The 12192-nt window shown below is 69.3% G+C and carries 12 protein-coding genes; 11 read left to right on the forward strand and 1 reads right to left on the reverse strand.

Features of this window, described 5'->3' with window-relative positions; genetic code table 11:
* The first annotated feature begins 13 nt into the window (after positions 1–13).
* The 11 genes from M1L56_RS02665 (at position 14) to M1L56_RS02715 (ending at position 11490) form a co-directional block, all read left to right on the forward strand.
* Positions 14–1393 (forward strand): FAD-dependent oxidoreductase, encoded by a 1380-nt coding sequence (locus M1L56_RS02665; protein WP_248598052.1) that lies wholly within the window; start codon positions 14–16, stop codon positions 1391–1393.
* A gap of 184 nt (positions 1394–1577) precedes the next feature.
* Positions 1578–3410 (forward strand): thiamine pyrophosphate-requiring protein, encoded by a 1833-nt coding sequence (locus tag M1L56_RS02670; protein WP_248598053.1) that lies wholly within the window; start codon positions 1578–1580, stop codon positions 3408–3410.
* 95 nt (positions 3411–3505) lie between these two features.
* The gene (locus tag M1L56_RS02675; protein WP_248598054.1) at positions 3506–4171 is read left to right on the forward strand and encodes an A24 family peptidase; all 666 of its coding nucleotides are present in this window, start codon (positions 3506–3508) and stop codon (positions 4169–4171) included.
* Positions 4172–4381: 210 nt separating this feature from the next.
* Positions 4382–4564 carry a Flp family type IVb pilin gene (locus M1L56_RS02680; protein WP_248598055.1) on the forward strand — a complete coding sequence of 61 codons (183 nt, stop codon included), beginning with the start codon at positions 4382–4384 and terminating at the stop codon, positions 4562–4564.
* 85 nt (positions 4565–4649) lie between these two features.
* Positions 4650–5042, forward strand: coding sequence for a TadE/TadG family type IV pilus assembly protein (locus tag M1L56_RS02685; protein ID WP_282573095.1), 393 nt, complete (start codon positions 4650–4652; stop codon positions 5040–5042).
* A complete protein-coding gene (locus M1L56_RS02690; protein WP_248598057.1) occupies positions 5030–6022 on the forward strand; it encodes a pilus assembly protein TadG-related protein in 993 nt (330 codons plus the stop codon). Before M1L56_RS02685 ends, M1L56_RS02690 begins: the two co-directional genes overlap by 13 nt.
* Before the next feature lie 69 nt (positions 6023–6091).
* Complete coding sequence (locus tag M1L56_RS02695) at positions 6092–6856, forward strand: Flp pilus assembly protein CpaB (protein WP_248598058.1); 765 nt, start codon at positions 6092–6094, stop codon at positions 6854–6856.
* Positions 6853–8223 carry an AAA family ATPase gene (locus M1L56_RS02700; RefSeq protein WP_248598059.1) on the forward strand — a complete coding sequence of 457 codons (1371 nt, stop codon included), beginning with the start codon at positions 6853–6855 and terminating at the stop codon, positions 8221–8223. Before M1L56_RS02695 ends, M1L56_RS02700 begins: the two co-directional genes overlap by 4 nt.
* The gene (locus M1L56_RS02705; protein WP_248598060.1) at positions 8220–9674 is read left to right on the forward strand and encodes a CpaF family protein; all 1455 of its coding nucleotides are present in this window, start codon (positions 8220–8222) and stop codon (positions 9672–9674) included. The genes M1L56_RS02700 and M1L56_RS02705 overlap by 4 nt, the downstream gene beginning before the upstream one ends.
* Positions 9674–10627, forward strand: coding sequence for a type II secretion system F family protein (locus M1L56_RS02710; protein WP_248598061.1), 954 nt, complete (start codon positions 9674–9676; stop codon positions 10625–10627). The genes M1L56_RS02705 and M1L56_RS02710 overlap by 1 nt, the downstream gene beginning before the upstream one ends.
* A gap of 38 nt (positions 10628–10665) precedes the next feature.
* Entirely contained in the window at positions 10666–11490 is an 825-nt protein-coding gene (locus M1L56_RS02715; protein ID WP_248598062.1) for a type II secretion system F family protein, read from the forward strand.
* Positions 11491–11509: 19 nt separating this feature from the next.
* Here M1L56_RS02715 and M1L56_RS02720 read toward each other — a convergent pair whose 3' ends face one another.
* Entirely contained in the window at positions 11510–12172 is a 663-nt protein-coding gene (locus M1L56_RS02720) for an isoprenylcysteine carboxylmethyltransferase family protein (protein ID WP_248598063.1), read from the reverse strand.
* Positions 12173–12192 lie beyond the last annotated feature (20 nt).

The following is a 12192-nucleotide window of genomic DNA, read 5'->3' on the forward strand; positions in this document are numbered from 1 at the left end:
GAGGACCGTGCAGGTGACGAGGAACAAGCTGCGCCTGGCCATCATCGGCGCCGGACCGGCGGGCATCTACGCCGCCGACATCCTGCTCAAGGCCGAGCGGAACTTCGACGTCTCCATCGACCTCTTCGACCACCTGCCCGCCCCGTACGGGCTCGTTCGGTACGGCGTCGCGCCCGACCACCCGCGCATCAAGGGCATCATCACCGCCCTCCGCGAGGTGCTCGACCGCGGCGACATCCGCATCTTCGGCAACGTGCGGTACGGCACCGACCTCACCCTCGACGACCTGAAGCAGCACTACAACGCGGTCATCTTCGCCACGGGCGCCGTGCGCGACGCGTCGCTGACCATCCCGGGTGTCGAGCTCGAGGGCTCGTTCGGTGCGGCCGACTTCGTGAGCTGGTACGACGGCCACCCCGACTACCCGCGCGAGTGGCCGCTCGAGGCGCAGTCGGTCGGCGTGATCGGCAACGGCAACGTCGCGCTCGACGTGGCGCGCATCCTCGCCAAGCACCCCGAGGACCTCCTGCCCACCGAGATCCCCGCGAACGTGTACGCGGGCCTGAAGGACTCGCCCGTCACCGACGTGCACGTCTTCGGCCGCCGCGGCCCGACCTCGGTGAAGTTCACGCCGCTCGAGCTGCGCGAGCTCGGCGAGCTGCGCGACGTCGACATGATCGTCTACGACGAGGACTTCGACTACGACGACGCCGCGCGTGCCGCGGTCGCCGGCAACAAGCAGGTCTTCGTCATCGACAAGGTGCTGCAGCAGTGGCGCAAGCGCGAGACCGGCCAGGCGTCGCGGCGCCTCCACCTGCACTTCTTCGCCAAGCCCCTCGAGATCGTCGACGACGGCACCGGCCGGGTCGGCGCGATCCGGTACGAGCGCACCGCGCCCGACGGTGAGGGCGGCGTGGTCGGCACGGGCGAGATCCGCGAGATCCCGATCCAGGCGCTGTACCGCGCGGTCGGCTACTTCGGCTCGCCGCTGCCCGGCATCCCGTTCGACAAGAAGTTCGGCGTCATCCCGAACCATGAGGGCCAGGTGCTGATCCGCGACAAGGAGACCGGCCAGTCGCGCCAGATGTACGGCGTGTACGCGACCGGCTGGATCAAGCGCGGCCCGGTCGGGCTCATCGGCCACACGAAGTCCGACGCGATGGAGACCATCAAGCACCTCATCAACGACCTCGGCAACTGGTGGCGGCCGTCGTCGCCGTCGGAGGAGTCGATCGTCGAGCTGCTCGACTCGCGCGGCATCCGCTGGACCGACCTCGACGGATGGCACCGGCTCGACGAGCACGAGCAGGCGCTCGGGTCGGCCGAGGAGCGCGCGCGCATCAAGGTCGTGCCGCGCGACGAGATGGTCTCGATCTCGCGCGGCGAGGTCTGACCCGCCGGTGGTCGAGGAGGACGCGAAGCGCCCGTACCGAGACCCGGTGGTCGAGGAGGACGCGGAGCGCCCGCACCGAGAGCGGTGGTCGAGTAGGACGCGAAGCGCCCGTACCGAGACCCGCCGCCCCTGAAACCCTGTCAACCCCGCAGCATCCGTCGCCCATCGTGCCTAACGTGACCGGATGGACGCTTCGACGGACGATGCAGGCCAGGGCGGCGGCGCCGACGCGACCGTCGCCGACGCGATCGTGGCGCGGCTCGGCGAGTGGGGCGTCGACCGCATCTTCGGCTACAGCGGCGACGGGATCAACGGGGTGCTGCTCGCGCTGCGCCGGTCCCCGGACGCGCCCCAGTTCGTGCAGGCCAGGCACGAGGAGAACGCCGCGTTCATGGCGGTGGCGCACGCGAAGTACACCGGCCGGGTGGGTGTCGTCGCGGCGACGCAGGGGCCGGGCGCCATCCACCTGCTGAACGGCCTGTACGACGCGAAGCTCGACGGCGCGCCCGTCGTCGCGATCGTGGGCCAGCAGGTCAGCACCGTGCTCGGCACCGAGTACCAGCAGGAGGTCGACCTGCTGCGCCTGTTCGCGGATGTCGCCGCGCAGTACGCGACGATGGTCGTCTCGGCCGAGCAGGTGCCGGCGGCGATCGACCAGGCCGTGCGGACGGCGCTCGCGACGCGGTCGCCGACGGTCGTCATCGTCCCGCACGACGTGCAGGACGAGCCGGCCGCCGAGCCGTCGGGCGAGCACGGGCACGTGACCTCGGCGGTCGGCTACCGCCCGCCGCGCGTACTGCCCGACGCCATGGCGGTCGAACGTGCCGCGGGGGTGCTCGCCGCGGGCGAGCGTCCGGTGCTGCTGCTGGGCCAGGGTGCGCGGCACGGCGTCGACGACGCGATCGCGCTCGCCGAACGCCTCGGCGCCGCCGTCGTGACGAGCCTGCTCGGCAAGCCGCTCGTCGATGAGTCGCTGCCGTTCGCGGCCGGCACCATGGGGCACCTCGGCACGACCGCGAGTGCGCGGGTCATGGCCGAGTGCGACACGCTGCTGATCGTCGGCTCGAGCGACCCGTGGACGGAGTTCTATCCCGAGCCGGGGCAGGCTCGCGCGGTGCAGATCGACATCGACGGCCGGGCGGTCGGCCGGCGCTATCCGGTCGAGGTCGGCATCGTCGGCGACGCGAAGGAGACCCTGCGGCAGCTCGCCGTGCGCCTGCCGCAGGTGCGCACCGAAGGATGGCGGGAGCGAGTCGTTGAGCATGTGCGCGAGTGGCGGCGCATCGCGGACGAGCGGGCCGAGACATCCGGTGACGCGATCAACCCGGAGTTCGCCGTGCGCGCGCTCAACGGGCACCTGCCCGACGATGCGATGGTCGCCCTCGACGTCGGCAGCGTCGTCTACTGGTACGCGCGGCAGCTGCGGCTGCCGCAGAACGCCGATGCGCACCTGTGCAGCACGCTCGCGAGCATGGGATGCGGCGTCCCGTACGGGCTCGCGGCGAAGCTCGCCTTCCCCGGCCGGGCCGCCGTGGTGCTCGCGGGCGACGGCGGCATGCAGATGACGGGGATCGCGGAGCTCATCACCGTCGCCGACCGATGGCGGTCGTGGGCGGACCCCACGTTCGTCGTGCTCGTGCTCGACAACGGCGACCTCGCCGAGGTGTCGTGGGAGCAGCGCGAGGTCGAGGGCGAGGCGCGGTTCGCGGTGACCCAGGAGCTGCCGGCGTTCCCGTACGCGCGGTACGCCGAGCTGCTCGGCCTTCACGGCGAGGTCGTCGACTCGCGCGACGACGTCGATGGGGCGTGGGGGCGTGCGTTCGCGGCCGGTCGGCCCGCGGTGATCCAGCTCGTGAGCGACCGTGACACCCCGCTGCTGCCGCCGCTGCCGCAGGGGCGGGATGCGCGCGAGACGATGGCGGGAGCGCTCCGCGCCGAGGGCGGGGCGCCGCTCGCGCGGTTCGAGGAGTACGTGCGGATCGAGGGGGAGTACGACGAGCCCTCGGTGGTCGAGTAGGACGCGCAGCGCCCGTACCGAGACCCCCGGTGGTCGAGTAGGACGCGCAGCGCCCGTACCGAGACCCCGCCCCCGGACCCGCTACGCTGCACCTCATGCCCGTCGCCGCCGTCCCGGTCCTGACGGTGCTGCTGCCCACGCTGCTCGGCGCGGCGATCGGCTGGGGGCCGCTGGTCGACTGGGCCGATCGTTCGATCCATCGGCCGTCGGCCGAGCGGATGCCGCTGCGCCGGCTGCGCGCGTGGTCCGCGGTCGCCACCGCCGTGACGTTCGGGCTCCTCGCCTGGCGGTTCGGCCTCCACCCGGTGCTGCCGGCGTTGCTCGCGCTCGCGGCGACGGGCGTGGTGCTCTCGATCGTCGACCTCACCGAGCACCGGCTGCCGAACGCGGTGATGCTGCCCACCCTGATCGCGCTGGCCGTGCTGCTCGTGGTCGCCTCGGCCATCTCGGGCGAGTGGATGTCGCTGCTCTGGGCGCTCGTCGGATGCGCGGGCATGTTCGGCCTCTACCTGGTGCTCGCCCTCATCTCGCCGTCGGCGATGGGCATGGGCGACGTGAAGTTCGCCGCACCCCTCGGGCTCGTGGTCGGCTGGTTCGGATGGACGGTGTGGTTCGCGGGGGTCTTCGCCGGGTTCGTGATCGGCGGTATCGTCTCGCTGATCGCCCTCGCGACGCGACGCGTGGCGCTGCGCGGATCCATTCCGTTCGGGCCATCGATGCTCGCCGGAGCGCTCGTGGCGCTGCTGGTTTTCGGCGCCTGAACCGGCCTTTCGGACCCTGCCCTCCGAAACCGGCCGAAGAGGTTAGCAGCGCCGCGGTAACGGCGCGGACACAATCGTCCCACGGAATCACCCCCAAACAAGGGGAGACCCGAAATGGGGCATATGCACACGCATACGAGCGCGGATAGCGTGCGGTTTGCCGCTTCCCCATGGCGGCCCATGTATTTACCGACCCGAAGGGTGACCGAAATGTCCAAGCTCATCACGAAGGCGCAGGCGCGCCTCAACTCGTTCCGTACCCAGGAGGAGGGCGCGACCGCCGTCGAGTACGGCCTCATGGTCTCGCTCATCGCGGTCGTGATCATCGCCGCGGTGACCCTCATCGGCACCAACCTCGACGCGATCTTCACCGCGGTCGCCGCCGCGCTGTAGCCGTCGCCTCTCGTCAGTTCGCAGCACTGGAGGTCGTCCCCGGGACGGCCTCCAGTGATTGCACTCGTGAGGGAGGTGCGGAGGAATGAGGGTTCGGTCCTCACGCGGGGAGCGCGGAGCCGCGGCGATCGAGTTCGCCCTGGTGCTGCCGATCCTGCTTCTGCTGATCCTCGGGATCTTCGAGTTCGGCCGCGTGTTCAGCATCCAGGTGTCGCTGTCCAACGCGGCGCGCGAGGGCGCGCGGGTGATGGCGATCCAGGATGACCAGGCAGCCGCACGCAGCGCGGCGATCGCCGCGGCGCCCGGGGTGACCCCGGCGATCGGCGCCGGTCAGATCGCCATCTCGCCGGCGAGCTGCGCCGGCGTCGAGAACGGCACGGTGCAGGTCACGATCACGTACCCGGTGACCCTGATGACGGGATGGTTCGGTGCATCGTTGCCGCTCGAGGGCAGGGGAGTGATGGTATGCGGAGGCTGAGGAACCGGCTACGGCACGAGCGGGGCGCATCCGCGGTGCTGATCGGGCTGCTGATGGTGCCGTTGCTCGGCTTCGCGGCCATCGCGATCGACGTCGGGGCGCTCTACGTGGAGCGTGCGCAGTTGCAGAACGGTGCCGACGCGGGCGCGCTCGCTGCCGCCGCGACGTGCGCCAAGAGCGGATGCGGGAGTGCGGCAGGTGTCGTCGGCCCCTACGTGAACGGCAACGCCAACGACAACGCCTCCACTCCGACGTCCGTCACCTACCCCGCGCCGGGGAAGGTGACCGTGGCGGTCGAGACCATGGACGCGCAGGCCGGCGGAAACACGGTGAAGCACTGGTTCGCACCGATGCTCGGGCTCGACGAGACGACGGTCGCCACCGAGGCCACCGCTGAGTGGGGCCAGCCGGTGGCGGGAAAGGCGCTGAACCTCGCGATCGGCGAGTGCGAGTTCGATCGGGCGGTCCCCCAGGAAGGCGTCGTCAACCCGCAGAAGATGGTGATCGCCTGGCACGAGAACCAGCACAAGACGTGTCCCGGGCTGAACCCCGCCGGCGGGTTCGGTTGGCTTGTGGGGACGAACTGCGAGACGGTGTACGACCTGAGTGCGACCGGCGAGATGATCGTCTCGGCCGACACCGGTCTCTCCCCGAAGTGCGATCTCTCCCAGTTCCGCGGCAAGACCATCCTGATCCCGATCTTCTCGAGCATTTCGGGCACGGGCTCGAACACGAAGTTCACGATCACCGGATTCGCGGCGTTCACCGTCACCGGATACAAGACGAGCCCCGGCAACCCCTCCAACTCCCCGACCGTGGACAAGACGGCGCCGTACTGCCTCGACAACAAGGGCAAGGTCGACAACTCCTGCGTCTTCCTCCAGGGCTACTTCGAGCGTTACGTGGCGATCGGCGAGTACTGGGAGATGGGGGAGACCACGGGTGACTACGCCCTGAGCGTGGTGCGCCTCATCGAATAGCACCTCCCACGTGCAACTGTCGGATGCACCACCGATCCTCCCTACGAACCCCGAGCAGAAGGCAGTCGGATGAAGACCCGAATCATCGGAGCGGTCGTCGCTCTCGTCCTCGCGATCGTCGGCACCGTCGTGCTCGTCGGGTATGTGCGAGGTGCCGACCAGCGCGCTGCGGAGGGAGCGGAGTTCGTCGACGTCTACCTCGTCGACGAGGCCATCACCGAGGGAACCCCGGCGTCCGAGATCGAGGAGTTGATCTCGCGGACGCAGCTGCCCGCCATCTCCGTCGCCGAGGATCGGGTCACCGATCTCGCCGATCTCGAAGGGCTCGTGGCCTCGGCGGACCTGCTGCCGGGGGACCAGCTGCGGATGGAGCGGTTCGTCGACCCGGCGGTCCTGGCCGCACGGGGCGACGTGCCGGTGCCCGAGGGCATGCAGGAGGTCAGCGTCGCGCTCGAGGTGCAGCGGGCGGTCGGCGGTGCCGTCCGTCCCGGCAGCAGCGTCGGCGTGGTCGTGACGAACAAGTTGCAGCCCGGGCCCCCCACCGGGGACGGCGGGGCGACCACGCAGCCGGCCACCCGGTTCATCCTGAACCAGGTCCTCGTGACCAGGGTGCAGGCCGGCTCGAACTTCACCCCAGAGGACGCCGAGGCGGACACCGGCGCCGTGCAGACCATCATGGTCACCATGGCCATGACGACCCCTCAGGTCGAGAAGCTCGTCTGGGCTCGCGAGATGCAGGAGGACGACCTCGCGGGCGTCTGGCTCACCCTGCAGAACGAGAACACGAGCACCGACGGCTCGACCCTCATCGGACCAGCGAATATCCTGCCGTGACGCGTTACCTCCTGATCAGTCGCAGCACGGAGTACGAGGCCCACCTCGGCTCGATGCTCGACGGCGAGCTGGCGAGCGTCCCCGGCGAGTACCTGAGCTTCGGCGTCGACCAGGTCCTGGCGCAGGTGCCGCCGCAGGAGCCCCACATCGCGTTGCTCGGGCCGGTGCTGAACTACGAGGAGACGAGACACCTCGTGGAGTCGCTCCTGGAGCGGTATCCCGCGATCGGGATCATCGTGGTCCGGGAACAACGGGCCGACCTCGAGGACTGGGTCGACAACATGCGCCTGCACGCGGTGCTCGCTCCCGACGCGAGTCACGCAGTGACGCAGGCGTTGTTCGAGCGGCTGAAGGGATGGCTGTCCCACGTGCACGGCGTCGATGCCGTGCGGGGCGACTGGGGCGAGCGCGCCTACGTCCCCGAGCTTCATCCCGCCCCAGTCGGGGATTCGGAGTTCGAGACCTCGGCGGGCGACGACGAATCGCAGGCCAGAAGCACACTCGGCACCCTGGTCGCCGAAGCCCCACCGAGTCCGCAGCCGACCGAGGCCGCCGAAGACGAATGGCTCTTCCCGCCCGATCTGCCCGAGGGGGCGCACACCGAGGTCATCGCCGTCGTCGCGCCGAAGGGCGGACAGGGCAAGACGACCGTCTCGATCAACCTCGCCACGGGGCTGGCCGCCGCCGCACCGAACTCCGTCGTCCTCGTCGATGCCGACGTGCAGTTCGGGGACATCGCCGCCGCGCTCGACCTGGAGCCGGAGCATACGCTCGTCGACTCCGTCCAGGTCGCTGCCACCGGTGACGAGCTGGCGCTCAAGACCTTCCTCACCCGGCATCCCGAGGGGTTCTACGTCATTCCGGGGGCGCTCTCGCCGGAGGACGGCGATGACCTCTCCCCCGCGCAACTCGGCCTGATGCTGCGTCAGCTGGCAGGGATCTTCCGGTACGTCATCGTCGACACGACTCCGGGACTGGGCGAGCACACGCTTGCGGTGATCGAGAACGCGACCGATGCCGTCTTCGTGACGAACATGGGCGTGCCGAGCCTTCGTGCACTCAGGAAAGAGCTCGAACTGTTGCAGCAGATCCACCTGCTGCCGGCGAATCGGCACATGGTGCTCAACTTCGCCGACAAGCACAGCGGTCTCACGGTGCGCGACGCCGAGCGAATCGTCGGAGCCCAGATGAACGTCGTCATGCCGAGGTCGAGCGCGGTCCTGCTCGCCAGCAATCGGGGCGCGCCACTCCTCGTCGACGATCCGAAGGACCATGCGGCCGCGTCGCTCCGCGATCTCGTCCTGCGCATCGACCCGTCCGCGCAGGTCCGCCGCCGCCGCACCGGTCGAAAGGGGGCCGCAGAATGAGGCTGAACGAACGGCTCGACGCCGCACGAGGTGTCCGTCGAACTCTGGAGACGGACGAAGCGCCCGGGCGGACTGATGAACCCACCCAGGACGAGCGAGACGTGGTCGTGGAGGTCCGCGAACCGGACCCGTCGGTGACGGCTGCGCACCTCGAGCACGCCGACGACCCGCTCGCCGGGTTCAAGGAGGCCGCCGCCCAGGAGCTCTTCGCTCGCATCGGGTCACGTCTCAACGACTCCTCCATGACCGAGGACAAGCTGCACGCGCTCGCACGAACCGAGCTCGGCCAGATCGTGGCAACCGAGCAGGCCGTCCTCACGCCCGGGGAACGAATCCGACTGATCGACGACATCGCCGCGGACGTCCTCGGATACGGTCCGCTCGAGACGCTGCTCGACGACCCGACGATCACCGAGGTGATGGTCAACCGTCACGACCAGATCTACATCGAGCGGAACGGCCGGCTCCTGGAATCGTCGTTGCGGTTCACCAGCGAGGCGCAGCTCCGCCGGGTGATCGACCGGATCGTCTCGCGCGTCGGACGGCGCATCGACGAGTCGTCACCCCTCGTGGACGCCCGCCTCGAGGACGGTTCCCGCGTCAACGCCGTGATTCCGCCGCTCGCGGTGAACGGTCCGTCGCTGACCGTGCGGAAGTTCGCACGGACGCCGTACACCGTCGAGGACCTGATCTCGATGGGCACCATGTCGAGGGAGATCGCGACCGTCCTCGATGCGGCGGTGCGCGGAAAGCTCAACATCCTCGTCTCCGGTGGAACCGGCACGGGCAAGACCACGCTCCTCAACGTGCTCTCCGCGTTCATCCCGCCGACCGAGCGGATCATCACCATCGAGGACGCGGTCGAGTTGCAGCTGCAGCAGGATCACGTCGTCCGCCTCGAATCGCGGCCGGCGAACATCGAGGGTCGTGGGGAGGTGACGATCCGAGAACTCGTCCGGAACTCCCTCCGCATGCGGCCGGACCGCATCGTGATCGGCGAGGTGCGCGGCGGCGAGAGCCTCGACATGCTCCAGGCCATGAACACCGGCCACGAGGGCTCGATCTCCACCATCCACGCCAATACGCCGCGCGACGCCATCTCCCGAATGGAGACCCTCGTGCTCATGGCGGGCATGGATCTCCCGCTCCGGGCGATCCGCGAGCAGATCGCCTCGGCGCTCGACCTCATCGTCCAGATCGGTCGGTTGAAGGACGGGACTCGTCGAATCACCCACGTCACCGAAGTGCAGGGGATGGAAGGCGAGATCGTCACGCTGCAGGACGCGTTCGTCTTCGACTATTCGGCGGGCCTGGACGAGCAGGGCCGATTCCGCGGTCGCGCCGTCCCGACCGGGGTGCGACCGCGATTCGTCGAGCGTCTCGCCGATGTCGGCATCGCCTTCCCGATGTCGGCGTTCCAAGTCGAGCCGAGGGCCGCGAGGGAGTTCTGATGACCCCCGCCCTGCTCCTGACCGGCGTCATCGTCACGCTGGCGGCGCTGCTCGTCCTCGTCCTCTTCGTCCTGTTCCCCGCGCCCCCTCGGATCAGCAAGAGCCGGCGCTCCGCTCCGGGGGAGGAGCCGGATTCGGCATTGAGTCGATTCGCCGACCAGGCGGTCTCCGCGGTCGAGACCGCCACCCGGGGACGCGACGACAGCATGCGCCGCTATCGACTGGAGCAGGCCGGGATCAAGCTGGAACCGTCGGCGTTCCTGCTGCTGACCATCTCGGCCGCGGTGGTCCTCGCGGCGTTCGGCTTCGTCCTGGGCTTCGGCAGCATCTGGGGAGTCGTGCTGGCCATCGTGTTCGGCGCGCTCGCATTCCTCGGTGCGAAGATCCTGGTGTCGATCAGGACCAGTCGCCGTCGCGCGAAGTTCGAAACGCAGCTGGACGACACGCTGCAACTCCTCGCGGGCGGCCTCCGCGCGGGGCACAGCCTGCTGCGGGCCATCGACTCCGTTGCCCGGGACGCCGACGCCCCGACGTCCGAGGAGTTCGCCCGGGTGGTCAACGAAACGCGACTCGGTCGGGATCTCGGTGAGGCGCTCGCCGTGACCGCCGAGCGGATGCAGAGTGACGACTTCTCGTGGGTGGCGCAGGCGATCGCGATCAACCGCGAGGCGGGCGGCAACCTGTCGGAGGTCCTCGACCAGGTCGGCAACACGATCCGCGAGCGCAACCAGATCCGGCGTCAGGTCAGCGCCCTGAGCGCCGAGGGCAAGTTGTCGGCCATCGTGCTCATCGTGCTGCCGATCGGCGTGTTCCTCTTCCTGCTCTGGGTGCAGCCCGGGTACTTCGTCCCGATGTTCACGACCCTGATCGGATGGATCGCCCTCTTCATCGCGGCCGTCCTGCTCGTCGTCGGAACGATCTGGATGTACTTCACCGTCAAGGTCAAGTTCTGAGGGGGTGGGATGAGATGTGGATCGGCCTGATCGCGGCGATGACCGTCGGAGTCTCCCTCGGCCTCGTCGCGTGGTTCCTCATCGCCGGCGGCCGGGCGAGGGCGGCGGCCGAGGGTCCCGTCGATGCGGAGATCGTTCAGCGCCCCACCTTCGCCGAGACCCTCGTGGACGCCGCGCCCAAGGGCTACATCGGATGGCTGGAGCGGCAGATCACCTACGCCGGTCGGCCCGACGGCTGGAGCCTCTCCAAGATCTTCCGCATGAAGATCTTCCTGGTCGCGGCCGTCGGCGTCCTCGGTTGGCTGCTCATCACGAACGACCCGCAGCCGATCCGCTTCTTCCTCGCCATCGCCGGACTCGCGCTCGCCTTCTTCCTGCCCGACGTGATGATCAACAGCCGCGCGCACGATCGGCAGAAGTCGATCCAGCTGGCGCTGGCCGACACGCTCGATCAGATGACGATCGCGGTGGAGGCCGGTCTCGGTTTCGACGCGGCGATGGCGAAGGCTGGGCGGAACGGGCGCGGTCCCATGGCGGAGGAGCTCATCCGCACGCTGCAGGACATGAGCATCGGCCGCACCCGACGCGACGCGTACGCGGCACTCGAGCAGCGCACGAACAGCGAGGACCTGCGCCGGTTCGTCCGGGCCGTCCAACAGGCGGACGCGTACGGCGTGGCCATCGCGGACGTCCTTCGTGTGCAGGCCGCCGAGATGCGCATCAAGCGCCGTCAGCGCGCCGAGGAACAGGCGATGAAGATCCCGGTGAAGATCGTGTTCCCGCTCGTCTTCTGCATCCTGCCCGTGCTCTTCATCGTCATCCTCACGCCGGCCGTGATCGGCATGATCAACACGTTCAGCTGAGCCGCCACCGGCCTCGGGTTCAGAAGAGCCCCGGCACGAACCGCTTCGTCCGGAGCTTGTATGCCGTGTACTCGGGGACGTGCTCCTCGAGGAGCCGCTCCTCCTGGATCGCGCGGTAGACCTGGATCGCGCCGATCACGATCAGGATGCCGACCTTGGCGAGACTCGGCGAGAAGCAGACCGCGCCGGCGAGGACGACCATCTCCCCGACGTACAGCGGATTCCGGATCAGGCGGTAGGGCCCGTGCTGGACGAGCGTGCGGACCTTCGCCTCCACGCCGAAGCTGCGGCCGAGCACCACCAGCGAGTACACGGTGAAGGCCATGCCCAGCGTCATGAGCACGACGGCGAAGACCGCGACGCCGTCGGGCACCTCGGAGCCTCCGGCGAACGCGAGGGTCATCGGGAGGAACGTCCCGAGGTACGCCGCCGCCCGGGGAGCGAAACCGCGTCGTTCCGCCTTCGCCGGAGCCCGAACGACGAGCAGCACCACGGCGATCACGTAGAACGCGATGAGGAGGACCAGGTACGCCACGTAGAGATAGCCGGCGAGCCCGGACGAGGCGTGTCTCTCCACGCCCGAGAGCAGCGACAGCACCGTCAGCAGGAGCAGCAGGACCAGGGCGGGAACGAGCACCACGCGCTCGACATCGATCGACTTCAACTGCTCACGCAACTGCACGGATGCCCCCACTCCGGACG

This window comes from Agromyces sp. C10, from assembly GCF_023217995.1.
Classification (GTDB): domain Bacteria; phylum Actinomycetota; class Actinomycetes; order Actinomycetales; family Microbacteriaceae; genus Agromyces; species Agromyces indicus.

Coding starts and splice junctions, on each gene's coding strand:
- M1L56_RS02670 (WP_248598053.1), top strand. CDS start 1,578: ATGGACGCTTCGACGGACGATGCAGGCCAGGGCGGCGGCGCCGACGCG.
- M1L56_RS02675 (WP_248598054.1), top strand. CDS start 3,506: ATGCCCGTCGCCGCCGTCCCGGTCCTGACGGTGCTGCTGCCCACGCTG.
- M1L56_RS02680 (WP_248598055.1), top strand. CDS start 4,382: ATGTCCAAGCTCATCACGAAGGCGCAGGCGCGCCTCAACTCGTTCCGT.
- M1L56_RS02685 (WP_282573095.1), top strand. CDS start 4,650: ATGAGGGTTCGGTCCTCACGCGGGGAGCGCGGAGCCGCGGCGATCGAG.
- M1L56_RS02690 (WP_248598057.1), top strand. CDS start 5,030: ATGCGGAGGCTGAGGAACCGGCTACGGCACGAGCGGGGCGCATCCGCG.
- M1L56_RS02695 (WP_248598058.1), top strand. CDS start 6,092: ATGAAGACCCGAATCATCGGAGCGGTCGTCGCTCTCGTCCTCGCGATC.
- M1L56_RS02705 (WP_248598060.1), top strand. CDS start 8,220: ATGAGGCTGAACGAACGGCTCGACGCCGCACGAGGTGTCCGTCGAACT.
- M1L56_RS02710 (WP_248598061.1), top strand. CDS start 9,674: ATGACCCCCGCCCTGCTCCTGACCGGCGTCATCGTCACGCTGGCGGCG.
- M1L56_RS02715 (WP_248598062.1), top strand. CDS start 10,666: ATGACCGTCGGAGTCTCCCTCGGCCTCGTCGCGTGGTTCCTCATCGCC.